Consider the following 26,280-nt stretch of genomic DNA (forward strand, 5'->3'; position numbering starts at 1 on the left):
TCGGTTGCCAGCAGAAAACAATCTGTTAAAATGCTAGTACCCGGTTCTAACACTGATTTAGGATTAATGCGAGCTTTAGCAGTAGTGCAAGAAATCGAAAGCACAGGTAAACTCAAAAACGTCAAATTTCGAGCTTTTTCCGCAGGACAGTTATACCTCCCATCGGGTAAATTAGCTGCGGTTAATCGTGACGCAGATGCAAGCAGACGCAGAATTGAAATCCGTTTTATTCCCCCCGGTAAAAAACAATAAGACAAAAAAATTCTAGAAATTTGTTTTTTTATCTTTTGCTTGTTACACTGAGGAAAGAACGAAATTCAAATCAATATCTATGGAACAAAACACTTTAGAGGGGACTTGGGAAGAAATTTTACAGCATAGTGCTAAATTAGCAGGTCAGCGAGTGAGATTGACCATTCTACCTAATCAATCTTCCAATTCTTCCACTCCAGAAACCCTAGACCAAAAATTAAAAGGAAGAGTTGGACGAGTTTATTTTCAGCCATCAGATTTATCTGAGCGAGTAGAAGAAGTTTTTACAAATATTTTAGATGTTCAAGACTAATCAGCATTACATCAATGACTCTTTGCGACGCTTCTCCACTTATTGCCTTAATTAATGAAGCTGATAAAAATCATCAGCGTTGTGTTGACATTTTATCTTCGCTATCGGACCCCCTTGTCACGACTTGCGCTTGTTTTACCGAAGCAATGTATTTATTGCGTCGATATGGTGGTTGGTTCGCACAACAAGAATTATGGGGTTATGTGGTAGATGAAATACTGGTAATACACCATCATAATTCAGATGAACTAAAAAGAATGGAAACCTTAATGATACAATATCAAGATGTTCCTATGGATTTAGCAGATGCTTCTTTAGTAGCCATGGCTGAAGTTCTTAATCAAAAACAAATATTCACTCTCGATAGCGATTTCTATATTTACCGACGGTATGGAAATCAACCTTTTGAGGTTGTACCTTAATTATTTTTCATTCCCTATAGGGTGACATCCTCGTATAAATCCCGAAAAGATGCCGTCAGATTAATACTCTGTAAACTAAAACTTTCTTGCTGATAGGTTTGCAGAATCCATAAACCCTGTTCACCCCGTCGAAAAGTTTCCACTCGTTGGTGTTTACTATTGACTAAGACATATTCCTCTAAACTTTCTAGAGTTTGATAATCATTAAATTTATCCCCCCTGTCAAAAGCTTCTGTAGAATCGGAGAGAACTTCAACAATCAATTTAGGAAAACTTTTGTAGGTAGCAGTTTCTTTATCTCTGTCATCGCAGGTGACAAGAATATCAGGATAATAAAAGTGATTGCGTTTCTCTAATTTGACTTTCAAATCGGCAAAATAAACTCGACAATCGGAACCCCGCAAATGATTACGAATAATTGTGTATATATTCCCCGAAACAATATTATGAGTATCCGTCGTTCCTGCCATGGCGTAAACTTGTCCATCGATATATTCATGTTTAATGGGACTGGTTTCTTCAAACTGAAGATATTCTTCTGGAGTGAGATTATTAAGTAGTCGTGCAAAATTAATTTCCTAGTGAAGATAGGCAAGAGGCAAAAGGCAATAGGCAAGAGCGGGGTTAGATATGTGTAATTAATTTTGCTTAGGTACTTATAGTTAGATAGAGCAATCATGGTTTTTAAGGAATTTGGGGAGTATCATTAACCGTTTCTAGGGTGACATCCTCGTATAAATCCCGAAAAGATGCCGTCAGATTAATACTCTGTAAACTAAAACTTTCTTGCTGATAGGTTTGCAGAATCCATAAACCCTGTTCACCCCGTCGAAAAGTTTCTACTCGTTGGTGTTTACTATTCACTAAGACATATTCCTCTAAACTTTCTAGAGTTTGATAATCATTAAATTTATCCCCCCTGTCAAAAGCTTCTGTGGAATCGGAGAGAACTTCAATAATCAATTTAGGAAAACTTTTGTAGGTAGCGGTTTCTCTATCTCTGTCATCGCAGGTGACAATAATATCGGGATAATAAAAGTGATTGCGCTTCTCTAATCTGACTTTCACATCGGCAAAATAAACCCGACAATCGGAACCCCGCAAATGATTACGAATAATTGTGTATATATTCCCCGAAACAATATTATGAGTATCCGTCGTTCCTGCCATGGCGTAAACTTGTCCATCGATATATTCATGTTTAATGGGACTGGTTTCTTCAAACTGAAGATATTCTTCTGGAGTGAGATTATTATAGTTAGATAAAGCAATCATCGTTTTTTCTGCTAGTTACAACTATATTTCAGTACCTAAGCAAAATTAATTATACATCTAAGCCGTTAGCCTTTTCCGTAATCAGTAAGCAGTATTAAGTAACAGTAACATTCCCTGATTACTGTTCACTGTTCACCGATAACCGAAAAGTCTCCTCTCTCCGAGTCTCGATTAGGAAATTAACTTTGCAGCACTAGATACCTGTTGAAATACTGTCTAGGAGAACCAGCAAAAAGAGCCTAGAATGGTTAATCTATATCCTATGACCCTTGTAACTCTCTATAACTACTGCTATGACAACCCTAATTGACTATTCAAATATTCAATCTTTACCCGAAGTTTGGTCAATAGTTGCCCAGCGTTTCCCCAATATTATCGCCCTGCACGATCCCCACAGTAAACCGGAAGTAATTCTCACCTATCGGGAACTTTATCAACAAATTCAGCAATTTGCCGCCGCTTTACAAGCATTAGGAGTCACAGAAACCGAAAATGTCGCTTTATTTGCCGATAATAGTCCCCGGTGGTTTATTGCCGACCAAGGTTCCATGGCAGCCGGGGCCGCCAACGCGGTACGATCTGCTCAAGCGGATGCAGAGGAATTAGCCTATATTCTGGCCGATAGTGACAGTCAGACGCTGATTGTCGAAAATAACAAAACTTTAGGCAAATTGCTGGCGAAAATCCCTGAATTGCCCCTAAAATTAATCGTGCTGCTCACCGACGAAGACCCCGCTACTGGGGCGATTTCCGTGCAGACCTTAAATTTCAAGCAACTAATGGCGATCGGGGCTGAGAACACCCTTAAACCCATCACCAAGAGCGAAAATGATCTGGCTACCCTCATCTACACATCGGGAACGACGGGACAACCCAAAGGGGTGATGTTAAGTCATGGTAATCTGCTGCATCAGGTACGCAACTTAAATGCTATCTTTCAACCGGAGCCTGGCGATCGAGTTTTAAGTATACTACCTTCATGGCACTCCTACGAGCGCAGTTGTGAGTATTTCAGTCTAGCTCAGGGTTGCACCCAGATTTATACCAGTATTCGCACTTTTAAGCAGGATTTAAAGCAATTTAGTCCGCAATTAATGGTGGGAGTTCCCCGTCTTTGGGAATCTCTTTACGAGGGTATCCAAAAACAATTTAGCGAACAATCGGCCACAAAACAGAAATTAGTGCGATTTTTGCTAGAAAAGTCGGAAAAGTACGTTATTGCTAAACGTATCGCCGATAATCTCAGTCTAGATCATCTTCACGCTTCCCCCGGAGAAAGACTAAAAGCAAGAATTCAATCCCTCTTACTCTATCCCCTCCATGCCATCGGTGATAAGCTAGTTTATGGCAAAATTCGCCAAGCAGTGGGAAATAAAGTTAAAATCTTGGTTAGTGGCGGTGGTTCCTTAGCCAGACATCTAGATACTTTCTATGAGATTGCCGGAATCCCGATTTTAGTTGGTTATGGACTGACAGAAACTTCTCCCGTCGCTACCGTCCGTCGTATCGATCATAACCTGCGCGGGTCTGCCGGTCGTCCCGTCTTTCAGACAGAAATCTGTATTGTCGATTTACACAGCAAAGAAGTCTTACCGACAGAAAAACACGGTTTAGTCTTGATTCGCGGTCCGCAGGTGATGCAGGGATACTATAAAAAACCCGAAGCAACCGAAAAAGCGATTTCTCCCGATGGTTGGTTTGATAGCGGTGATATTGGTTGGTTAACCGCTGCTGGGGATTTAGTCTTAACTGGACGGGCCAAAGATACAATTGTTTTGAGCAATGGTGAAAATATCGAACCGCAACCGATTGAAGATGCTTGTTTACGCAGTCCCTTTATCTCCCAAATCATGCTAGTGGGACAGGATCAAAAAGCTTTGGGGGCTTTGATCGTGCCTAATCTTGATATACTGGCCAATTGGGCCCAAGAACAGAAAATATCCTTAAATTTACCCGATCTTCACAGCGATCGCTCAACGATTCTTTCTAGCGATCTCTACAGCAAAAAAGTCTTAGCTCTCTACCAACAAGAATTAAAGCGCGAGGTAAGAAATCGGCCCGGTTATCGTGCCGATGACCAGATTAAAACCTTTGAGTTAATTTTAGAGCCTTTTTCCCAAGAAAACGGCATGATGACCCAAACTTTAAAGATTAAACGACCGGTAGTAACGCAACGCTATCGCGATATGATTAACGAGATGTTTGCCAAGTAAATATTTCTGGCAAATATTCCCTAACCCCTTGACAAAAAGACCTTTTTAGGATAAGCAAATCATGGATGACGCACAAACCAGTTTATTACTGAAGCGCCCGGTGACAATTAAAGTCATCGTGACCCCGCGCTGGAAAGAAGAAGCACAACAGCAATTACAAGCACAAATGGTTCAAATTGACGCACAAATTCAACAATTAGAAAGCCAAGGACAAAGAGCGATCGCCGAAATTCAGCGTCAGAGTCTGATCCCCTTACCCCCCGCGGCTGCCCAACAGATTGACAATATTCAAATCCAAGTCAATCAACAGAAAAGTGAGTTTCTCGAACAAAAAAACCAGTATCTGCAACAATTGCAACAGGTACAACTCTTGGAACTCAATCAAGAAGTCGCCCAAGCACAACTAGAAAGCTTTTTCCGGGTCGAAAAAGGCGATAACTTAGTGGCCAAAATGAATGTGGAACTCGTCCTTAGAGATGGCATCGTCGAAGAAATTCGCGGCGAAATTTAAAGCTAGGGTGAGCAGTTACCCGTCCCTGTCAAATTAAAGGCTAAAATCGGCAATAGCAAGGGAGAATACCCCTTGCTAACCGATAAAACCGCCCCTAGCTCACATCACCCCTGACATGACTTGATCGGGCCTGAAAAATATATTAAGATTCTTTATCGATCGCCCGGACAAACTCACCTATATTGTTGTATAACTTCATCGAAAATTTGCGTCTGAAACCCCGCCGTTCTAGGTTGGCTTTACTGTTAAATACTAGCGCATTTACACGATATATGCTAAAATGTGAGACATGGAAAAAGCCTATTCTTACCGATTTTACCCAACACCCGAACAAGAGTCGCTATTGCGGCGCACTTTGGGCTGTGTAAGATTAGTTTACAACAAAGCTCTCCACGAACGAACACAAGCTTGGTACGAAAAGCAAGAAAGAGTAGGCTACGCTCAAACTTCTTCAATGTTGACCGATTGGAAAAAGCAAGAAGAATTAGACTTTCTCAATGAAGTAAGCTGTGTACCCTTACAACAAGGGTTAAGACATTTACAAACAGCTTTCACTAACTTCTTTGCTGGTCGTACTAAGTATCCTAACTTTAAGAAAAAACATCAGGGAGGAAGTGCCGAATTTACCAAATCTGCTTTTAAATTTAAAGACAGACAAATCTATTTAGCTAAATGCACAGAACCTTTACCTATTCGATGGTCAAGACAAATACCAGACGGATGTGAACCAAGTACAGTAACAGTCAGATTACATCCTTCTGGACGTTGGCATATCTCAATAAGATTTGATGACCCAACAATTAAGCCATTACCAGTAACAGATAAAGCCATCGGAATTGACTTAGGAATTAGTAGCCTAGTAATTACCAGCAATGGCGATAAAGTATCTAATCCTAAGCATTTTAACAAGCATTATCGGAGACTGCGAAAAGCACAAAAAAATCTTTCTAGAAAACAGAAAGGGTCAAAAAATCGGGAAAAAGCAAGAATCAAAGTAGCCAAGATTCACGCTCAAATCACCGATAGCAGAAAAGACCATTTACATAAGCTAACCACTCAATTAGTTCGTGAAAACCAAACGATTGTGGTTGAGAATTTAGCCGTCAAGAATATGGTCAAAAACCCGAAATTATCTCAGGCAATATCTGACGTTAGTTGGGGAGAAATCACTCGACAATTAGCCTATAAATGCCGTTGGTACGGCAGAAATTACATCGAAATAGATAGATGGTTTCCCAGTTCTAAACGGTGCAGTAATTGTGGGTATATTGTGAAAGAGCTGCCGTTAAATGTTCGAGAGTGGGACTGTCCGAACTGTGGGACACACCATGACCGAGATATTAACGCCAGTAAAAATATTTTGGCCGCAGGGCTTGCGGTGTCAGTCTGTGGAGCGACCATAAGACCAGAACAGAGTAAATCTGTTAAGGCAGGTGCGGAACCCCGCAAGGGAAAGAAGCAGAAACCTAAATCGTGAGGTTTGGGAATCACCGTCCGTTTACGGCGGTGAGGATGTCAACTCTCCATCGACTCACCCTTAATTAGATCCTATAAATATAGAATCTCTATGCTTTCTTTCTTACCCACTATTCTTTTAGCTCAGTCCGCCTCGGTTCTGCCCCAGATAGAGAGGAAATTAATCACCCAATATCAGGAAGTGCGTCAGTTGCCCGGTCAACTAAATGATGTTCTAGTTTTTAATAGCAATAGTCCCGAAATCGTAGAAAAAGAGGGAATTCTCCTCTCCACTTTCCCCGGCAAAGGAAAACGTTATCCCGTAGCCCATCTCAATCATCCCCTACAAGGACGTTTTGACGTTTTCACCCACCACATCGCTCGTCAAACCGATCCCGATCGCGACTTACACCAGGGCCTGATCGTTACTAATCCCACCTCCAGAAACCTGGTTATCCGCGTCCTGCAAGGAGTCAGTTACGTCACCTCGGCCGATGCCCCTTTTGTCGAGTTGCCCTCTCTGGTGGAAGATCCCAACGGCCGGGTTTTTTCTGGTCCCGGTTCCCGTTTAGCCAGTGATATCATGCGTCGTCGCCATGATACCCAATTTCCCACCCAGATCGTCATTCCCCCCGGCCAAAGTCGGATGCTCTTCGATCTGGTTATCCCCAGAAGTAGCGCCCGCTCGACTCTCCTGCGTCTCTACAGCGATGGCCCTGTTTATATGGCCAATTTAGCCCTCTACGAAGTTCCCCAAAAAGTCAAAATCGAAGATCGGGAAATAGAAACCTTTCGTCCCCCCACCCTAGAGGAATGGCGTACCCTATTAGTTAGAGGTGATTTAGCCGCACCTCGCGATTTTCCCCCCACTCCCCCCGATCAATGGTTCCCCGGAAGAAGAAATTTTTATGGTCGCGTGGCCGGAATTTCTGTGGGTTCGGAATGGGCAACTCGCATTGTTGATCCCAAAGGGGGAATTAATCTCACCATTCCTCAACCCGGTCAAGCTTTCGCCTATCCTTTGAGTACGGTGACAGCAGCTACTTTCGGAACCAGACAAATCCAAAGCGCCCCCATGTTAGTGCGTTATCCCGATACGGCTTTCAAAGCTCACGGTAATTACGGTGTTCACTACTATCTGACTTTACCTCTATATAACAACACTAGCAAAACGCAGCTGGTGGCTTTGAGTATTCAAACCCCAATTAAAGAAGAAAATTATCTCGATCGCTTGTTATTTGTTGAACCTGTCCAGGGACCAGTATTTTTCCGGGGTGCGGTACGCGTTACCTATCGTAACGCCCTGGGACGTACCGAGGAACGTTTTTTCCATCTCGTTCAACGGGAAGGACAACAGGGAGAAGCTTTAGTACAGGTGGAACTTCCCCCCGGCGCCCGACGCGACATTAATCTCGATTTTCTCTATCCCCCCGATGCCACCCCCCCCCAAGTTTTGAGCGTTAAAACTTTGCAATAGATAGTTTTTCTCGAAAAGTTAACGGCTGATTGTCGGTAAAAATAAGTAAGATAAGTAGGTGGGTATTAAAAACTTTCAGATGCCCCCCTTATTAAGGGGGGACTAAGGGGGGATCGAACCTAAAAGCCATTTTAAATTTAATTATAACCAGCTACTTACACTAAAATTAATCTCTCTGTGAATCGGCCGATGAATATTAGCAAAACTTGCTTTATTTTCTGCTTATTATCTCAATTCTTGGGCGATGCAGCCGCGAGTTTAGCCGTGACTAAACTCGATTTTGATGCCGGTCAACCCCTCACAAATCAAGTGGTTAGATCGGGGAAAATTAAGGTACAAGTTAGCTATCAACCTATCGACCTAAACGAGAAAGTTGATGATAATTCTGATATTAATAATGTTTCTTATCAAATCTTTTATAACGGGCAAATTTATCAGCAAAATAGCGGTTATAGTGCCTTTGGTTCCGGCTATGTTGAATTAAGAGATTTAGATAATAATGGCATTGATGAGATTATCGTCTCTACCTATAGCGGCGGCGCGCATTGCTGCACATCCTTGGTAATTTATACTTGGCAAAAAGATAAATTTATTAGAGAAGAAACGGGGTTTTTAGATGGTAGTGGAGGTTCCTTTGAAGATTTAGATGGAGATAATAATTATGAATTTGTTACCGTTGATAATGCTTTTTTATATGCTTTTAGTTCCTACGCTGCCTCTTTTCCTCCCTCGAGAATTTATACTTTTCAACAGGGTAAATTAGCAGATGTCACTAGAAAATATCCCCAAGAATTAAGGAAAACTTTAGCGGCAATGTTGAAAGCCTTGCAGTTAGCTAAAAAAGAAAAAGCCGAAGTTAACGGCATTTTTGCTGGTTATGTCGCCCAAAAAATTCTCCTAGGAGAATACGAAGAAGCTTGGCAATTTCTCCTCGCTAATTACGATAAAAACTCCGATTGGGGTCTCGATATCCATGGCGAAAGTACAGCGCTCGGCAAATATCCAGACTTTCCCGCTGCCCTGAGCGCTTTTCTCCTGAAAAATGGCTACTTAACCCCAGTTCGGGTTAAGTAGGACTTGCTGAATAATGGTAAAACCCTTTGAAAATAAGGCTTTTGACCTGTTAAAATCTGATGTTAGTGCAAGAAAATAGGATTGGGACATTCAAAAACCTTGCATTATTCTCCTCATAGTACATAAACTGGTACAAAAAAAGAGGGCAACAAAGCCTGAAACGACCGACTCCTGACGACCGACTCCTGACTCCTAACCCCACCAACAAACTTTTTGCCGCAAACCCTAAGTAGAGGCGATAAAATACCAGTGGTTGCTTTAATATCACCTGAATAGTCGGTTTCTTGTGTCTTTCCCCCGACTATCGGCTGCTACCACTGGTTTGCTGTTGTTTGTTGTTGTAATCTGAGGAAATATAGTTCTTGCGTTCCCAAGCGCCTGAACTGCATTTGTCTCTCTAGTAAAAATTGTAACAGACAATACCCATTTTGTGTAAAAAAAAGTAAACAATTTGGTAAAAAATTATTTTTTGCGGTAATCCTCAACCCTCTGAGGACAGCCCCAGATTACCGTTTCCTGTTTGTAAACCACCATACCGGGTTTGGCACCCTTGGGTTTATAGACGTATTTGGGACGGGTATAGACGACGGGAACCTGTTCACTATGGCGAGCGCGGCTATAATAAGCGGCGTAATCGGCGGCAAATTGCAGATCGGCGGCTTCTGGAACTGTACCAGGGCTTAAACGCAGTAAAACGTGACTACCGGCGATTTCTTGACTATGAAACCAAATATCGTAATCGCTGGCACTACGGAAAGTTAGCCGATCATTTTGACGGTTATTTCTGCCAATCCATAATTCTATTCCAGAGGGAGTAATAAAGCGCATAGGTTCCGATTCTTTATTATTCGTCCGATTACGCTGGTAATTGCTTTCTAGATACTTCTGTTGAATTAATTCTTCTTGTATCTCGTCTAGAGCCTGTAAATCTTCGCCGCTGCTATAATTTTCTAGTTGACTTACACTTGATCGCACTTGTTCGAGATAATTAATTTCACTGACCACTTCCTCTAATAAAGGTTCCACCGCTAACCGCGCCCTTTTTAATTTCTGATGTTGTTTATAAAAATATTGGGCATTCTGTACGGGATTTCTTTCGGGATCGAGAGGAATAATAACAGGTTTTCCTGTCTGAAAATCCGCCAAACTAATGCTAGTCATTCCCTGCTGTACTTGCTGGAGATTGGCCATTAATAAATCCCCTTGCTCTTTATAGCGATCGGCATGAGCGGATTCTGCTAGTCTTGTTTGAAATCCCGCCGCTTTGGTTTGCAGTTTAGTCAGTAAATAGATGACTTTTTGATTTAATTTTTGCTGTAGTTGTCGAAAGCTTTCTTGATTAATTTGGTCGCTATAATAACGGTTTAATAATTCTTGGACATTTTTAGCCGCTGCCAGCATCTCCCCACCGATCACTGTATAACCTTCGCTTGTCCATCCGGGTTGAAAGGTTTTATTTTCAAGGATTTTTAACCATTCTTGCCAGACTGAAAAAAGCTTTTCCCAATCATTAGTATCTAACTGATCGGTGTTTAATTTCGGGTTAATCTTGGCTTTTTGCAACAGCGATCGAGCGATAACTGGACTAACCCCACGATAGGTACTAACTAACTGTTTTTCGATAGTTTTAGGGATTAAACTAACTCTGGCTTGCCAACTGCTCAAGGATTCTTCTAAACTGGGATCTGTGGCCAATAAAACGGGGGGTAGTTGATAGATTTGTCCCGTTTGTACGGTGCGAACACTAGACTGGGTAGCATTGACTTGATGGGCAACGGTGACAATTTGATTGTCAGCCGCAGTTAAAATCACATTGCTATATTTGCCGATAATTTCTATATACAAATGCCACAGCGCCGGATCATCGGGACGTTTGGCAAATTGCAGATCGATGACTCTTTCCCACGGGGCCACAAATGCTAATTTCGTCAGCGCAAAACCATTGAGTTGATGACGCAATTGATCGCTAAAAGTGAAGGTATCGGGGATTTTCGGCGGCGGATCACCAATATGCAGCCGCGCCCCTTGGGGATGCCAAGAAATAATTAACCATCCCTTGCAATCAAAGGTTCGTAAATAGAGGGCGATCGTTTGGCGATCAATTTGATACACTTGTTCTAGTCTCGCCGGTAGCCAAGTGGCTGCAATTTCGGCACAAGTGGCGCTGAGGGTGGTAAAGTCTACGGATTGCATTTTCAGTTATCAGTTATCAGCTGTAGGGTGGGTTAGGCGACGGTAACTGCTACAGTTTAGTATTGATTTTGTGTTCGCCGTAACCCACCAAATTATTGCTCCTTTTTTCTCGGTGCTTTAGGTTGGTGCGTTACGCTGCGCTAACGCACCCTACTGGACTGTTTCAGCTAAAATAGGGCAATAGATTTCGGCTTAAAGTCTTAGATTATAGAATTTATAGCATTTTTCTAATACACCAAATTAGCTGAAACAAACCACTACTTTTTACTTTTGTAAAAGGGTTTTTTAACGACGGTAGCGGGGTAGGTGGTGCCGCGGATTTCCACTTCGATCGCCTGTCCGATCGAGGCGAAAGGTGTGGGAAGATAGGCTAAAGCGATCGCTGTGTTTAAAGTTGGTGATAAAGTGCCACTGGTAACTTTACCCACCGCTTCCCCGGCAAATACTACCGGATAATCGTGACGAGCGATATGTTTGCCGGACATCTGCAATCCCACCAAGAGGCGATTGACACCATTAAGTTTTTGGTCTTCAAGGACATCACGACCGATAAAATCGCCTTTTTCTGGCAGATGAACCAACCAATTTAAGCCAGCCTCTAGGGGACTCGTGCTATCGTCGATATCCTGTCCATAAAGGGCTAAAGCTGCCTCTAAACGCAGGGTATCCCGGGCCCCTAAACCGCAGGGAGTCACCCCTAAATTTAAGAATTCTGTCCAAAGTTGCTGTCCGATTTCAGGGGAGGCCATAATTTCAAAGCCATCTTCTCCCGTGTAACCGGTCCTAGCGATAAAAACTTTTTCCCCGAAAAGCTGGCTTTCCCAGTGATTAAATAGGCCAAAATCGCTTAATTTTTCCCCGATCAAGGGCTGTAAAATTGTCGCCGCCTTGGGTCCTTGCAGGGCGATTAAGACCCTTTCTCGCGATAAATCTTTTAATTTGACCCCCGACCCCTCTAAATTGCCTAAAATCCATTCTCGATCTTTATCGGTGGTTGAGGCATTAACAATTAATACGCCTTGGTTTTCGCTTTGGTAGTAAAAGATAATATCATCGATTATGCCACCGTCCGGGTTGAGTAAAACGCTATATTGTGCTTTTCCTGCCCTTAAACGGGCTAAATTAGAGGGAACTAGGGTTTGGAGAGATTGAACCAGATTATCGCCAGTTAAGATAAATTTGCCCATGTGGGAAATGTCAAACATCCCGACACCACTGCGGACAGCATTATGTTCGGTTTTTAGGCCGCTAAACTGTATCGGCATCTCCCAACCCGCAAAAGGGGTAAATTTGCTGGTTTGTTGGGCAATTAGCTCGTATAAGGGGGTACGAATAGCGGGGGAAGTTGCTTCTTGGTTAGCCACGGTGTTCTCGATCAAATGGTTTTCTGCCTAGAGTAGCATAGCAGTTATCAGTTATCAGTGACCAGTTATCAGTTATCAGTTATCAGTTATCAGTGACCAGTAAACAGTTATCAGTAACCAGTAAACAGTAAATAAGTAGGTAGGCGTTAAAAATTATCAGACACCACCGTTATCAAGGGGGGACTAAGGGTAGGGTTGATTCATGAATCAACCCTACTATGAATCAACCCTACTATGAATCAACCCTAGGACTAAGGGGGGATCGAACCTAAAATCCATTTTTAATTTAATTATAACCAGCTACTTAAGTAGTCATGCAAAATAAATTTCCTAGTGAAGACAGGCAAGAGGCAATAGGCAAGAGGCAAAAGCTTTATCGAAATGTGTAATTAATTTTGCTTAGGTACTTAGTAAACAGTAAACAGTGATAAATCATACTAAATCCGTTGAGTACAGGCTAGTTATGCGGAGAGGCAGTCATGCAAGAGGCACTCATGCAAAGGGGAATAAATAATCAGTTTTTAATAACCGGATTTAGGATCACTATCCACTGATAACTAATAACAAAGGCCGAAACTAAAACCTAATTTGTTAATCTAAAAGCTTTGATGTACTTAGTTTATAACCTTCTTGTTAGGTAGGAGAATTGCCAGATTCTTTCTTTTGCCTCTTGCCTTCAGAAGCTGATTACTGATTACTGTTCACTGATAACTGAAAAAGTTCCCCACTCCCCAATTCATCATTCATAATTTATAATTTATAATTCATAATTCATAATTCATAATTCATAATTGCCACTCCCTTAACCTTTCTCGCACTCTGTCAATGGGAATCGCGAAACCGCAGCCCAATCTAACGGCATTTTCTAGGGGTTTAGGAGTAGAGGGATTGGCACAAAATAAACTCGCTTGGGAAATCACTCCCACCACTTGATTTTTATCGTTTAAAACTGGACTTCCCGACTGTCCAGAAACGACAAACATGGATAAACTTAAGGATTTTTCGTTATTATCATTAACCGTGCCTTTGCTGACAGTCCAATCTTTTTGATTAAAAGGATTACCGATCGAGATTACTGGTTGATTAGCGGCAATTGGTAGGGGTGCTAAAGCTAAAGGTTTTAAATCTGGGGGGGGATTTTTTACCTCCAATACTGCTAAATCGAGCCAGTCGTCAGCGGGGGTAGTGTGGAGAATTTTAGCTTTTGAACGCTTGCGAATTTTTCCCTGGGGTGGTTGGCTATAATACTCCACAAAAATGCGGGACCCTGCATCGATTTCTTGACGGTAATTCGTCACCACATGGCGGTTAGTCACGATCCAAGCTGTATCTTGATCTCGTTTTAATAACCAACCAGTGCCGATACCATTTTTATTTTTGCCGCGCACGACAATTTTAACAATTGAGCGTTTTAAATTCACCAGAGGATCACTCTTAACACTGGGAATTATCTCTGGCATTTTTAATAATTCGGGATTGTCGTGAATTAATCGCCCCCGTTGAATTTCCTGTAAAATAAATCTAGCTTCTGATAAATTGGGATCAATTTCTACGGCCTGCCGACACCAATTTAGACCCTCATCGATCTGACCGCTATTGATATAGGTATAACAAAGATTTTCGTAAATATTAGCATTCTTGGGGCTAATTTGCCGCGCCTGTTGAAAAACTGCCATGGCTGCCCCTAGTTTTCCCTGTTCCGCTAAAGCTTTGCCCAGATAATTATAAATATCCCCATCTTTAGGAGCGTAAATTAAAGCCTGTCGATATATTTGCTCTGCTTCCTGCCATTTTCCCTGTTTTCCTAGGGCTTCTCCTAATTTTTTGTAGATTTCACCCTGACTAGGTATCAATTCTAGAGCTTGCTCATAGGCATAACTGGCCTCTTGCCAGAGTTGCTGTTCACTGTAGGCCTTTCCCAGATAAAAATAGGCTTTTCCCTGACTAGGATCGAGAAAAACCGCTGCTTGCAGAGCTTTCGCCGCCTCATCCCAACGTTGTAAACTATAAAGGGCTTTTCCTAGCTGAAATTGCGCTTTAAAAGTTGGTTTAATCATAATTGCTTTTTGGTAGGCATCGATCGCCTCTGACCATTTTTCCTCTTGGGCGAAGATATCCCCCAAAGCCACTAAATAATTACTTTGGGAGGGTTCCATCGGTGGTTTATCATTAACGATAAAGCCACGATTATATGCTTCTAAGGCTTCAGAATAGCGTTTTTGACTTTGCAAGACCTGAGCGATTTTTATATGGGCTTGAACTGAATTTTCGTGGAAAGATAAAACGGTTCGGTAAGCAGACAGAGCCGATTCCTTCTCCCCCGCGGCCAAAAGTCGATCGCCTTGCCAAAGATAAGCCAAGGCAATCAGATAAAAAATAGCAAAGGGAGCAGCGGCGACTGAGGCAATAATCACCAATATTTGCCAGGATTTGCCAAAATGGCGGCGACCGATTTTAACATCTTTTCTTTTCATTTCTTGGTTAGGATAGACAACAGGCTAGAGGTGTTTCGATAATCGACCTAGACCAATTTAGATGCGCGGGCCGCTTACACATATTTTTCCCTTTCCTGTTGCCCTTTCCGCAGTTCTGCTCCTCCTTCTTTCTAGGGTATGAAGGTAATTTTGTCCAACTACTTACCGATTACCGCTGCAAGCGCTGGGTAGGATTAACATAGCGTCACCGAAGGAATAGAAACGGAAACGTTCTTGGATAGCTGCTTGATACAATGCCAGTAGTCTTTCCCGTCCGACTAAGGCACTAACTAACATCATCAAACTAGACTTGGGTAGGTGAAAATTAGTGATCATGCCGTCGATAACTCGCCATTGATAACCCGGATAGACAAATAAATTGGTTTTTCCCTGAAAAGCGGTTAATTTCTGGCTCTTAGTTTCTTTGATTGCCCCTTCCAAAGCGCGGGCCACCGTCGTCCCCACGGCAATAACCCGGCCACCTTTGGCCTTTGTTTGGGCGATTTTTTGGGCAGTTTCGGCGGAAATCTGCAAAAATTCTTGGTGCATTATGTGTTCTGCAATATTTTCCACTTCCACGGGACGAAAGGTTCCCACCCCCACATGAAGGGTGATATAGGCGGTATCTATGGCCTTCTGGGCGAGCTTATGGAATAATTCGGGAGTAAAATGTAGTCCGGCCGTGGGAGCGGCCACAGAACCCTGTTTATCAGCGTAAACTGTTTGATAACGGTCTTCTTCTGCTTCCGATTCGGTGACGTAGGGGGGGAAAGGAATATGACCGTACTCTTCCAACATATCCCAAAAACTGCGCCCGGGATGAGGTTGAAATTCCAGCAGACGACCACCGGTATTCAGATCTCGGTCGATTATTTTCGCTAACCATAATTTTGCTTCGTCTTCCGTTCGCCCTGTTTTCGGATAAAAAAGGACTTCTGAACCGACTTTAAAGCGTTTTCCCGGTTTGACTAGGGATAACCAACGATGGTCATCCTGTTCTTCTAGTAGTAATATTTCTACGGGGGCACCCGTGGTTTTACGGCCAAATAAACGGGCCGGAATCACCCGGGTATCGTTGAAAACCAGCAAATCCCCCGACTCTAACCAAGTGGGTAAATCCCGAAAAATAGCCAAATTATGACTATTGGGAGAATCTACCACCAAAAGACGGGAACTGTCTCGGGGTTCTGCGGGATTTTGGGCAATTAACTCCGGAGGAAGGTGATAATCGTAGCTAGAGAGTAGTTGGTCAGGGGTCATCGTCATTGTCATCATAAAGATCTTCGCAAAAGTTGGGTAATCCTACCCAGGCGAACTTCACTAAATCGGGGATTTCTCCCCTTGGTATCGAGAACGGTCTATCGTCAGACTAGAGATATAACACTAATTGTGACTATTAGCCAATAGCCCGGCGGCCACTATGGACTATCTCTATTTTCTTGCTAATGCTAGTTTAACGCTACGAGTCACCGAATACCTGCGATCGATGACTCATCTGCCCTCCTCCGTCATGACGGTTATTCATCAGATTAACGGTTGGGTGGTCAAGATAAAGTTTAATCAAATGCTCACCCCTTGCCAACACGGTGATTTTCGCGCCTACATGAATGAGTTAGGGATTCCCTATCAACCGGAAATGCGTCTCCAGATGGTTTTTTGGAGTTTGGAAACGGGACAATCCCCCATTGATGTCATGCGTCGTTACCAGGTGGCGATCGTGTCCCATGGTACCCCGGATCAGCAAGATATAGAGGCTTTTCGGCAACAATTTACTAAGGGTTTAGGATACTGTCCGGAAACTCTGGCCTAGGGTTTATTTTCTTTCGGGATGCTCTTCGAGAGCAACTACAGGACTCAAATCGTTGATGTGAGCAATTAACTGATACAAGCGTCCGTAACTCTTGCCGTTAAAGTAAAAAACTAGACGGGGTAAATGGTGGCTGGAATCCCGACTCTCTCGTTCTAGAATTTGACTAGGTTCGATTTTCCCCTTAACTAGGATATCGCCGAAGTTTTGGTTAATTTGTTCGATCTGTTCCCCGCTTAGTTCGTGGTTAAGACGAATAACAAAGGATTCTCCCACAAAACGGCTGGAGTGATACACCCGATAGAAGTGGCGAATTGTTTGACAAGCGTAGTCTAGATCGTTGGTAATTGTATAAAAATTCCGATCTTCGGCGGATATCAGTCCTCTTTTTTGCAGATTTTCACTAATTTGTTCTTGCCAAGTTTGCCAGTAGTCCCCATCCGGCTCATCAATCAATACTAGGGGTGCAGGTCCGTATTTACCCGTTTGACAGAGGGTAAGCGTCTCAAAGGCCTCATCTTGGGTGCCGAAACCGCCGGGGAATAAAGCTACTGCGTCACTTTCCCGCAGAAAAAATAGTTTTCTGGTAAAGAAATATTTAAAATCGATTAATTTGGCATCATTTATGATATAGGGATTAGCCCCCTGTTCAAAGGGTAGCTGAATATTTAATCCGAAGGAATTTTCCCGTCCGGCGCCTTCATTCCCTGCCTGCATGATGCCACCCCCAGCGCCAGTTAACACCATAAAACCGTATTGACTGATACAGCGCGCGAATTCTACTGCCAGACGGTATTCACTGCTGTCAGGTTTGATGCGTGCCGAGCCAAAAATGGTCAGTTTACGAATGTGACGGTAGGGGTAAAATACCTGAAATCCCTTTTCTAGATCTTCGATCGCATAGGTTAAAATTTTCCAATCGAGGCGATCGATTTCCTCCCCGGCAATTCTGACTATTGCTTCCAGAGATCTTTGAATCCATTTACTATCTTTCGACTGTGGCAAGCGTTGCAGCAATTTCAGCAAGTCTTCCCTTAATTGAGAATAGGAGTTGTCCATTGGGGGTTGGGTTTTAGGGTGTTGTGGGTTGGGGTGTTGGGGTTTTAGGGTTTTAGGGTTTTAGTTGAAATTCCCCACTTCCCCATTTCCCTGTCCATCTGATAGTTAACTATTCAAATACTTAAAGATCACTATTCAGGATTATTTATTGCTTGATTAATTTGGGTGATTTGGGTTTGAAAATATTGTTCACGATAACGGATAGCTTGGGCTAATTCCGCACCTTTTTGGAAAGCGAGTAAAGCTTGGGGATAATTTTTTCTCTTTAGATAAATTTGACCGATTTGATCGTAGGTATTCATTAAACCGTAGTAATTATAGCCTAATTCATGGACTTTAATTGATTCTTGATAGATTTGTAAAGCATAATCTACCTGTTGATAACTTTTATAAAGTTCTGCCAACTTATTTAAAGCTTCTCCTGCCGTGCCGTACTGTTGTAAAGCCAAAGCGAGAGAATAGGCTTCTTGAAAGTTTTGGCTGGCTTTATTTGCATCTTTTAAAGCTTGGTAATCCAAACCAATTTGAATTTTTAGAGCGGGGATTAACTGTATTTGCTGATTTCTGATCTGGGTTTCAGCTATTTCTTCTTTAATTTTTACTGCGTTAGCTGGTTGTAGAGATTCTCGATAAATTTCTGCTAATCTTTGCAGATAAATTCCTTGCTTGAGCGAGTCATTCCGTGCTTTAGCTACTGCTAATAATTCCTCATAGACTGGGGCTGCTTTTTGATAATCAAAACGGGATAAATGAATTTGACCAAGTTGATTTAAATTTGCTTCTACTGCCAGATTATCCCCAGATTTTCTGGCAGTAGCTAGGATTTTATCATAGATAATTATCGCCTCATTAAAAGCTCGTACCTGTTGATAGGATGTACCTAATAATGCTAATAGTTCCTCCTCCATTGTCTGGTTAGTTTCTGCGGTTTGTTGCAAAGATTTTAAACGAGCAGTAATTAATTTAACATCCTCAGTTCGATCTCGATTCCAAGCTGCTAACCCCACTTTTCCCAAAGATTTTACTTCTTCTTTTGCTCCTAAATAACGATTTAATTTAATCACTTCATACCAGATGGGAAAAGCTTCCTCATTTAATCCCGCATCGTATTTAGCTTGAGCTTCAGCATCGCGTTGATCGATGTATAATAACAGTTGACGATGCTCCAAGGGAGTTAAAGGGCGATCAATTGCGGGTAATAAAGGACTTTTTAGGGGAGTTTCGAGGGGATTGGGTGCAGGGGTTTCTGTTTGTGCTAGGAGAGGAAGGGAAGTACCGATCAAACAGAGCCATAAACTGAGAGAAAAACGTAGCATAATAGATTGATAAGAGCGTAGTAGAGGGTTATATTTTGTGATCGATCGATTCTATAAGAGACTGACTGCCGAAAATTACCGTTTCCCAATTTTGGGTTTAATTGCTAGTTTGATTGTAACCTTTAGTCTGGCTGCCTGTGGTGTCTCCCCGCAAGTTTTGGCAGAACAACGAATGTTTCCACCTCTCTCGGTCGAGTTTCTGGGAGAATATCAATTACCAGAAGCAGATTATCAAGGGACAAGGGTGGGGGGATTATCGGCAATTACCTATGATCGCGCCAATAACCGCTTTTATCTCCTCAGTGATGATCGTTCTCAGAAAGCTCCGGCCCGCTTTTATACGGCTAGTTTGCAGATAAATGATGAAAAAATCGAAAAAGTGAATTTAGAGGCGGTTACGTTCCTAAAAGATGGCAAGGGAGAAACGTTTAAAAAGGGATCGATCGACCCGGAAGGTATCGCTTTTTCGCCCCGACAAACTTTGTTTATTTCCAGTGAAGGTGCGGTTAAAGAGGGAATTGCTCCTTTTGTGGCTGAATTTGATTTGCAGGGACAATTAAAGGAGTCTTTGTTAATTCCTAATCGCTTTTTACCGGATGATAGCAATCAAAAAGGAATCGGGGATAATTTAGGTTTTGAATCCTTAACTTTAGGGATTACCAGCACTCTTAAAGATGATCCTTTTCGTTTGTTTACTGCAACAGAAAGTGCTTTAATTCAAGATAGTCCCACGGGAAAAAGAGCAGAAAATCTCAGAGTGCGACTTCTTCATTATGTTATTGATCCGATTGGTGCGCCGGTGTTAGTATCAGAACAATTGTATGTGTTAGATGAGCCACCCAGTGGTGCGAGATACTACGGTTTAACGGAATTATTAGCTTTAGAAAAAGAGGGTTATTTTCTCAGTTTAGAGCGAACTTTTGGTTTAGAAGGTTTTGGAGCGAAACTCTTTCAGGTAGTTAACGCAAGCGCCACCGATACCTCGAAAATCGCCAGAATACCGGGGGAATTAGAAGCTTTACAGGTGCAACCCTTGCGGAAAAAATTATTACTAGATTTAGGGACTTTGGGGATTGATTTAGATAATTTGGAAGGAATGACTCTCGGTCCAAGATTACCAGATGGTAGTCGCTCTTTGATTTTAATCAGTGATAATAACTTTAATCCCAATCAGGTCAATCAGTTTTTACTATTTCGACTCAAGGAAAAATAAACAAGAGATGGTTAATTGCCTCACCTATCCCCTTCTGGGAGAGGGGTTGGGGTGAGGACTACCAATAAAGAAAAATAGGATAAATAGCTGGTTTAAAGACAAAACGGCCGGTTAATAATCACTTTTTTCGATATCTTTGCGAATATCATTCAGGTCAATATAGCGATCGGTGGCGTTGCGTAATTCCCTAGCGATCATCCCTTCCGTAGAAACTACGGTAATATGAGTATTTTTAGAGCGCAATAGTTCGATCGCTCGTTCAAAATCGCCATCACCGCTAAATAAAATCACTCGATCGTATTGATCGACAGTATTAAACATATCGACGACAATTTCGATGTCTAAATTAGCTTTCTGGGAAAAACGACCGGAACTATCATCATAATATTCTTTCAAAATTTTCGTTCTCACCGTATAACCCAAACTAATTAAAGCATCGCGAAAACCTCTTTGATCTTGGGAATCTTTTAAACCCGTGTACCAAAAGGCATTAATTAACATAATATTCGGGTCGTTGGTGAAGTAATTTAACACCTTGCGCGGGTCAAAAAACCAACCATTTTTTTGTTGAGCATAAAACATATTATTGCCATCCACAAAAATCGAAAGGCGATCTTTCGGACGGGTGCCACCATTACAATGACAAAGACCGGCTTCTGTCATACAAAATACATACCTAATTTTTTATAGAGTTTAACTATAAAATTACCTTTTAGTAATTTTACGGGGGAAAACGACTATTCTTTGGGGAATAGCGGTGATTTGAGAGCAAAAGGATAGCAACTAAAATAAAAATTAGCTTTTTTGTCTAAGTAGGGAGACACAATTATTTGTAGGATGGGTTAGCGGTAGCGTAACCCATGCGGGCGTTGGGTTTCATGCTTCAACCCAACCTACGTTTATCTTATATTTAATTCCACCCACCCACTTAGGAGACAAACTAGATAATAGTTTCGGAATAATTAAAAGTGATAATAGAGGGATTGTACAGTAATTAGGTCATTTTGATAATCTTTCTCGATAGATGGGTATCAATAGGGCCGGTTAGATCAGGTAGGAACACCAATCACTCCAACCTCCAGAATATAGCTTAACATTGTCGTATCCGGCTAGGGTAAGGGAAAGGATATTGACACAGGCTGTCACTCCCGAACCACAGTAGAGGATAATTTCTCGATCGCCTTGCCGCTCTTGCCAACGTTGTTTTTGCTCGGCCAGGGGTTGGGAAAAACCCTGACTATCGGTGACTTCTAACCAGGGATAATTAAGCGCCCCCTCAATGTGGCCGGCGATCGGATCGATCGGTTCCCTTTCGCCCCGATAGCGATCGCTTTCCCTAGCATCAATTAACACCACTCCCGCTTGCTCTTTTTGCCTTTTTAGCTGCTCAATTGTGACTACCCAATCCTCTTGAACTTGGGGGAGAAAAGCGCCGGTTTTTGGCACAGGTATCTGATTAGAGACGGGATAACCGGCATTTAACCAATTTTGCCAACCACCATCGAGAATGCTGACTCGTTCATGGCCCAGATAACGTAATAACCACCAGAGACGACTGGCAAAGGCAAAACGGGAGGCATCGTAGGCGATCACATGGGTTTGACCGGAAATCACCCCTAAAGAGCTTAATTTAGCGGCTATTGTCTGCGGATTCGGTAAAGGATGACGTCCGCCATGACGGGCAACGGGAGCCGATAAATCGCGATCTAGGTGTAAATAGAAGGCATTTTCAATATGATTGGCTAAATACTCTTGATAACCGAGATCGGGATCGTTTAATTGAAAACGACAGTCAATAACCATCAGATCGGGGCGATCGAGATTGTTCACTAACCAACTAGGAGAAACGAGGGGCGCGATCGGATTCATGGCGGGAAAATTGTTTAATAATTAACAGACAGTTGCGCTGATCTTCATTGTGAGTATAACTGAGTTGATCGGCGATTTTTTGCAGGATCGGCAGTCCTTGCCCATGACCTGAGAAACTATGGTCAAGATGGGCATTTTTCTCGATAAAGCCCTCTAAATCGAAGACGGAACCCCGATCCCAGATGCGAAGTTCCATCTGGGATCGGGTAATCTCGATTTCGATCTCGATCGGGATTTCGGGAGGTAGGTGTCGGTGAGCGTGACGGACAGCATTGGTAAAACCTTCGGCAAGAGCAAGCTGACACTGGAGCCAGTCTTTTTGGGCAATGCCCGCCGGTTCAAGTTGCTCAAAATATTTTAAAACGGTATCTAAGGACTTGAGATCGCTATCTACCTGAAAAGAAATCTTCACCCCCGGCTTACCTCTGCAATGCCTTACGCTAGAAGTTATACCATTTTTCCCCAACTATGACTGATGTGTTGGATCGATTCTGGATTTAATTTTTGGTTGAGGGACAAGCAAAGTCATCTGTCAGGGGGTCAGGAGTAGGCAGTAAGATTGAGATAGTCGAGTCACAAAAAAAATGGTACGAATTCTAGTAATTGATGATGATGGAGTAATTCAAACGTTTTTGAGCCGCGCGTTGCAGAAGGAATACGAGGTTTTTATTGCCGGTGATGGGGAAGAAGGATTAAAGCAAGCGGGGCAACTGAACCCGGCGATGATTATTTGTGATTGGATGATGCCGGGGATCGATGGGTTGGAAGTTTGCCGGCAAATTAAGCTCAATCCCCAACTGTCAACGACTTTTTTTATCCTTTTAACTTCTTTGGGATCGGTGGAGGATCGGGTGAGGGGATTGGATGCGGGGGCAGATGATTTTTTATGTAAACCGATCGAGATTAATGAGTTAAGAGCGCGGGTGCGGGCGGGAATACGTTTGTATCAATTAAGTCATGATCTGCAAGCGCAAAAACAATTACTAGAAATGGAGTTAGCGGAGGCTGCGGAATATGTGCGATCGCTGTTACCAGAACCTTTCATTTCTCCAAAACTTGCTATCGATTTTCGCTTCCTTCCTTCTCGTCGATTGGGGGGCGATGGCTTTGATTATTATTGGTTAGATAAGGACCATTTGATGTTATATCTTTTAGATGTGGCTGGCCATGGTTTGCGAGCGGCTTTACCTTCCCTTTCGGTGATTAATTTACTCCGTTCCCGCAGTTTAAGTCAGGTGAATTACTATCAACCTAATCAGGTTTTACAAGGGTTAAATCAAGTTTATCAAATCAGTCCTAAGAATGATAAATATTTTACTATTTGGTACGGAATTTATGATCGGAAACAACAACAGTTAACCTATGCCAGCGCCGGTCATCCCCCAGCAGTTCTCCTGACTCAAAAACCTTTTGGCCAGATGATTGAAACCAGACTGAAAGCCCCCGGTTTTCCCATCGGGATGTTTCCGGAAGCGGAATATATTAATCAGGTTAAATGCCTGAATTTCCCCAGTAGCCTTTATCTTTTTAGCGATGGAATTTACGAGATCGATTGTGCCGATGGTAGGATGTGGGGACTGGAGAACTTTATTCAATCTTTGCGAAATTATCATTGTAATTATGCTAAAAATCTCGATAATTTTATTGAAAAAATTCAAGCTTTACAATTTGATGGCAATTTTAGGGATGATCTTTCGATTATGCAGGTGGATTTTCGTTAAGTACCTAAGTAAAATTAATTACACATTTCGATAAAGCTTTTGCCTTTTGCCTCTTGCCTTTTGCCTATCCCAACCAATAAATTAATTTTTGCACGACTACTTAATTAACTTCCGAGGATTTTTTGTTCTAATTCTTCTCGGTTATTAAAAATTTCAAAAACTCGATCCATATCAGTCAATTCAAATAACATTTTTATCTGCTCATTAATCGAGCAGATTAATAGTTTACCCCCCGCAGAACGCACAGTTTTTAAGGATAAAACTAGCGCCCCTAAACCAGAACTATCCATAAAGGTGACATTCTGGAAATCAACGATAATAACCTCTGAACCTCCCTGCACGGCTTCGGCAATTTCTTGGCGAAATTGGCTGGCTTGGTTGCCATCTAAAATACCCGATGGTTGAATAACTTTAATCGCAGAACTCATAAAAAAAAGAAAAAATTAAAGGTTTTCTACCCGCTCACTGATAACTGCTCACTGAAATCTGCTGACGGCAGCGAATCTTTAACTATTTTTAACATATTAGGGTCAAGAAAAGCGCAAAATTAAAAATAGGAATTTTTGAAACTGCATGGAAAGTTACGATGTCATCCTCATCGGTGCGGGGCATAATGGTTTAGTTTGTGCCGCCTATCTCCTCAAAGCCGGTTATCGCGTCCTCCTTCTGGAACAGCGTAGCGTACCGGGAGGAGCGGCTACCACAGAAGCGGTTATCCCAGATCTAGCCCCCGATTTTAAGTTTAATCTCTGTGCGATCGATCACGAATTTATTTTTTTGGGACCGGTAATTGAGGAATTGGAGCTAAAACGCCACGGATTAGAGTATTTATTCTTCGATCCTACCGTTTTCTGTCCCCATCCCTCCGGCCAATATTTTCTTTCCTATCGCTCTCTGGAAAAAACTCACGCCGCAATTGCCCAGTTTTGTCCGCGAGATGCCGATCGTTACCTTCAGTTTATCGACTATTGGGGACAGTTGATGAATGCGATCGGGCCTTGGTTTAACGCTCCGCCCCAAGATTTGCTCAGAATCGCCCGCAATTATAACTCTAGTGCCTTAGCTAGTGTCTGGAAAGCGATCGGCTCGAAAAAGAAACTGCTCGACTTCATCCGCACGATGATTACTTCCCCCGAAGATGTCCTCAATGAGTGGTTTGAGAGCGAATTTGTCAAAGCACCCCTGGCTCGTCTAGCGGCAGAAATTGGCGCTCCTCCCTCCCAAAAAGGTATTACCTCCGGGATGATGATGATGGCGATGCGTCACTCCCCCGGGGTGGCTCGCCCTCGTGGTGGTACGGGCGCACTAACCGAGGCTCTGGTGAAATGTGTTGTCAGTCTCGGTGGGGTAATTTTAACCGAGCAGAAAGTTAAACAGATTCTAATTGAGGAAGGACAAGCGATCGGGGTTAGGGTGGACTCTGGACAGGAATATCTGGCAAAAGCAGCTGTTATCTCTAATATTGACGCTAGACGAGTCTTTTTACAGTTAGTCGCCCCCGCCGATGTGGATGCCGCTGATCCGGAATTGCGAGAAAGGGTAGAACGGCGAATTGTCAATAACAATGAAACAATTCTTAAAATTGATTGCGCCCTCGCCGAAGCGCCAAGGTTTGAGGCTTACGATCACAAAGAGGAGTATTTACAGGGAACGATTCTCATCGCCGATTCCGTGCGTCACGTTGAACAGGCCCACGCTTTAACGATTTTGGGGCAGATTCCCGACGAAAATCCCTCGATGTACCTAGATGTCCCCACTATTCTCGATCCCTCCATGGCTCCCCAAGGCAAGCATACCCTCTGGATCGAATTTTTTGCCCCCTATCAGATTGCCGGGGCCGAGGGAACGGGATTAAACGGCACGGGATGGACGGAAGAATTAAAAAATCGCGTGGCCGATCGAGTTCTTGATAAACTGGCCGATTATGCCCCGAATCTCAAATCCGCCATTATTGCTCGTCGGGTGGAAAGTCCGGCCGAATTAGCTAATCGTTTGGGTTCCTATAAGGGTAATTACTATCATCTTGATATGACCTTAGATCAGATGATTTTCCTGCGTCCTTTGCCAGAAATAGCTAACTACAAAACCCCCATTAAAAACCTTTATTTAACTGGGGCAGGAACTCACCCCGGCGGCTCAATTTCGGGGATGCCGGGGCGCAATTGCGCTCAGGTTTTCCTGCGGGATCAAAGCACTTTTCTGCAAAGATTATTTAACTAAATCCCGTCCTCCCCAAAATACCGATCCCTCGTGGGGTGACAGAGAGCCTGAA

The 26,280-nt window shown here is 42.7% G+C and carries 24 protein-coding genes; 12 read left to right on the top strand and 12 right to left on the bottom strand.

The window, feature by feature from the left end; translation table 11 throughout:
* Positions 1-30: 30 nt before the first annotated feature.
* From B5D77_RS28180 to B5D77_RS18345, 3 genes are all read left to right on the top strand, one after another.
* Complete coding sequence (locus B5D77_RS28180) at positions 31-252, top strand: hypothetical protein (protein ID WP_008203612.1); 222 nt, start codon at positions 31-33, stop codon at positions 250-252.
* Positions 253-331: 79 nt separating this feature from the next.
* A complete protein-coding gene (locus tag B5D77_RS18340; RefSeq protein ID WP_002756604.1) occupies positions 332-565 on the top strand; it encodes a hypothetical protein in 234 nt (77 codons plus the stop codon).
* A 14-nt stretch (positions 566-579) separates the two neighbouring features.
* Complete coding sequence (locus B5D77_RS18345; RefSeq protein ID WP_106909387.1) at positions 580-987, top strand: type II toxin-antitoxin system VapC family toxin; 408 nt, start codon at positions 580-582, stop codon at positions 985-987.
* A gap of 14 nt (positions 988-1,001) precedes the next feature.
* Here B5D77_RS18345 and B5D77_RS18350 read toward each other — a convergent pair whose 3' ends face one another.
* Positions 1,002-1,562, bottom strand: coding sequence for a Uma2 family endonuclease (locus B5D77_RS18350; protein ID WP_106909388.1), 561 nt, complete (start codon positions 1,560-1,562; stop codon positions 1,002-1,004).
* Positions 1,563-1,671: 109 nt separating this feature from the next.
* Positions 1,672-2,262 carry a Uma2 family endonuclease gene (locus B5D77_RS18355; protein WP_106909389.1) on the bottom strand — a complete coding sequence of 197 codons (591 nt, stop codon included), beginning with the start codon at positions 2,260-2,262 and terminating at the stop codon, positions 1,672-1,674.
* 293 nt (positions 2,263-2,555) lie between these two features.
* Here B5D77_RS18355 and B5D77_RS18360 point away from each other — a divergent pair, with 293 nt between their 5' ends.
* The 5 genes from B5D77_RS18360 to B5D77_RS18385 all read left to right on the top strand — a co-directional run bounded on the left by B5D77_RS18360 (position 2,556) and on the right by B5D77_RS18385 (position 8,992).
* Positions 2,556-4,475, top strand: coding sequence for a long-chain fatty acid--CoA ligase (locus B5D77_RS18360; protein WP_106909390.1), 1,920 nt, complete (start codon positions 2,556-2,558; stop codon positions 4,473-4,475).
* Positions 4,476-4,536: 61 nt separating this feature from the next.
* Positions 4,537-4,986 carry a YlqD family protein gene (locus B5D77_RS18365; RefSeq protein ID WP_002782037.1) on the top strand — a complete coding sequence of 150 codons (450 nt, stop codon included), beginning with the start codon at positions 4,537-4,539 and terminating at the stop codon, positions 4,984-4,986.
* Positions 4,987-5,275: 289 nt separating this feature from the next.
* Positions 5,276-6,463 (top strand): RNA-guided endonuclease TnpB family protein, encoded by a 1,188-nt coding sequence (locus tag B5D77_RS18375; RefSeq protein WP_106909391.1) that lies wholly within the window; start codon positions 5,276-5,278, stop codon positions 6,461-6,463.
* Positions 6,464-6,553: 90 nt separating this feature from the next.
* A complete protein-coding gene (locus B5D77_RS18380; RefSeq protein WP_106909392.1) occupies positions 6,554-7,918 on the top strand; it encodes a DUF3370 domain-containing protein in 1,365 nt (454 codons plus the stop codon).
* A 189-nt stretch (positions 7,919-8,107) separates the two neighbouring features.
* Positions 8,108-8,992: a hypothetical protein gene (locus tag B5D77_RS18385; RefSeq protein WP_106909393.1), complete on the top strand. Its 885-nt coding sequence runs from the start codon at positions 8,108-8,110 to the stop codon at positions 8,990-8,992.
* Between the two features lie 462 nt (positions 8,993-9,454).
* On the opposite strand, the gene B5D77_RS18390 is transcribed toward B5D77_RS18385, so the two are convergent.
* The 4 genes from B5D77_RS18390 to queA all read right to left on the bottom strand — a co-directional run bounded on the left by B5D77_RS18390 (position 9,455) and on the right by queA (position 16,283).
* Positions 9,455-11,185: an NFACT family protein gene (locus tag B5D77_RS18390; protein WP_106909394.1), complete on the bottom strand. Its 1,731-nt coding sequence runs from the start codon at positions 11,183-11,185 to the stop codon at positions 9,455-9,457.
* 257 nt (positions 11,186-11,442) lie between these two features.
* Positions 11,443-12,549, bottom strand: a complete 1,107-nt coding sequence (gene gcvT / locus B5D77_RS18395; RefSeq protein ID WP_008203658.1) for a glycine cleavage system aminomethyltransferase GcvT — start codon at positions 12,547-12,549, stop codon at positions 11,443-11,445.
* Between the two features lie 785 nt (positions 12,550-13,334).
* Positions 13,335-15,023, bottom strand: coding sequence for a serine protease (locus tag B5D77_RS18400; RefSeq protein WP_008203660.1), 1,689 nt, complete (start codon positions 15,021-15,023; stop codon positions 13,335-13,337).
* 162 nt (positions 15,024-15,185) lie between these two features.
* Positions 15,186-16,283, bottom strand: a complete 1,098-nt coding sequence (gene queA, locus B5D77_RS18405; RefSeq protein WP_106909395.1) for a tRNA preQ1(34) S-adenosylmethionine ribosyltransferase-isomerase QueA — start codon at positions 16,281-16,283, stop codon at positions 15,186-15,188.
* A gap of 160 nt (positions 16,284-16,443) precedes the next feature.
* Here queA and B5D77_RS18410 point away from each other — a divergent pair, with 160 nt between their 5' ends.
* Positions 16,444-16,833 carry a hypothetical protein gene (locus B5D77_RS18410; RefSeq protein WP_106909396.1) on the top strand — a complete coding sequence of 130 codons (390 nt, stop codon included), beginning with the start codon at positions 16,444-16,446 and terminating at the stop codon, positions 16,831-16,833.
* A gap of 3 nt (positions 16,834-16,836) precedes the next feature.
* Here the strand turns inward: B5D77_RS18410 and B5D77_RS18415 are convergent, their stop codons facing one another.
* Both B5D77_RS18415 and B5D77_RS18420 read right to left on the bottom strand, forming a co-directional pair.
* The gene (locus tag B5D77_RS18415; protein ID WP_106909397.1) at positions 16,837-17,889 is read right to left on the bottom strand and encodes an LOG family protein; all 1,053 of its coding nucleotides are present in this window, start codon (positions 17,887-17,889) and stop codon (positions 16,837-16,839) included.
* 131 nt (positions 17,890-18,020) lie between these two features.
* On the bottom strand, positions 18,021-19,205 hold the full coding sequence (locus B5D77_RS18420) for a lipopolysaccharide assembly protein LapB (RefSeq protein ID WP_008203666.1): 1,185 nt from the start codon (positions 19,203-19,205) through the stop codon (positions 18,021-18,023).
* Positions 19,206-19,242: 37 nt separating this feature from the next.
* Here B5D77_RS18420 and B5D77_RS18425 point away from each other — a divergent pair, with 37 nt between their 5' ends.
* Positions 19,243-20,418 carry an esterase-like activity of phytase family protein gene (locus B5D77_RS18425; protein WP_008203668.1) on the top strand — a complete coding sequence of 392 codons (1,176 nt, stop codon included), beginning with the start codon at positions 19,243-19,245 and terminating at the stop codon, positions 20,416-20,418.
* A gap of 111 nt (positions 20,419-20,529) precedes the next feature.
* Here the strand turns inward: B5D77_RS18425 and B5D77_RS18430 are convergent, their stop codons facing one another.
* The 3 genes from B5D77_RS18430 to B5D77_RS18440 all read right to left on the bottom strand — a co-directional run bounded on the left by B5D77_RS18430 (position 20,530) and on the right by B5D77_RS18440 (position 22,699).
* On the bottom strand, positions 20,530-21,081 hold the full coding sequence (locus tag B5D77_RS18430) for an NYN domain-containing protein (protein ID WP_002751943.1): 552 nt from the start codon (positions 21,079-21,081) through the stop codon (positions 20,530-20,532).
* Positions 21,082-21,462: 381 nt separating this feature from the next.
* The gene (locus B5D77_RS18435; RefSeq protein WP_008203670.1) at positions 21,463-22,287 is read right to left on the bottom strand and encodes a sulfurtransferase; all 825 of its coding nucleotides are present in this window, start codon (positions 22,285-22,287) and stop codon (positions 21,463-21,465) included.
* Entirely contained in the window at positions 22,256-22,699 is a 444-nt protein-coding gene (locus tag B5D77_RS18440; protein ID WP_008203672.1) for an ATP-binding protein, read from the bottom strand. Before B5D77_RS18440 ends, B5D77_RS18435 begins: the two co-directional genes overlap by 32 nt.
* Positions 22,700-22,871: 172 nt before the next feature.
* Here B5D77_RS18440 and B5D77_RS18445 point away from each other — a divergent pair, with 172 nt between their 5' ends.
* Entirely contained in the window at positions 22,872-24,008 is a 1,137-nt protein-coding gene (locus B5D77_RS18445) for a PP2C family protein-serine/threonine phosphatase (protein WP_106909398.1), read from the top strand.
* A gap of 104 nt (positions 24,009-24,112) precedes the next feature.
* Here the strand turns inward: B5D77_RS18445 and B5D77_RS18450 are convergent, their stop codons facing one another.
* Complete coding sequence (locus B5D77_RS18450; protein WP_106909399.1) at positions 24,113-24,436, bottom strand: STAS domain-containing protein; 324 nt, start codon at positions 24,434-24,436, stop codon at positions 24,113-24,115.
* A 145-nt stretch (positions 24,437-24,581) separates the two neighbouring features.
* Here B5D77_RS18450 and crtO point away from each other — a divergent pair, with 145 nt between their 5' ends.
* Entirely contained in the window at positions 24,582-26,228 is a 1,647-nt protein-coding gene (gene crtO, locus B5D77_RS18455) for a beta-carotene ketolase CrtO (RefSeq protein ID WP_008203680.1), read from the top strand.
* Positions 26,229-26,280: the final 52 nt, after the last annotated feature.

The sequence above is a fragment of the Microcystis sp. MC19 genome (assembly GCF_003019735.1).
GTDB lineage: Bacteria > Cyanobacteriota > Cyanobacteriia > Cyanobacteriales > Microcystaceae > Microcystis.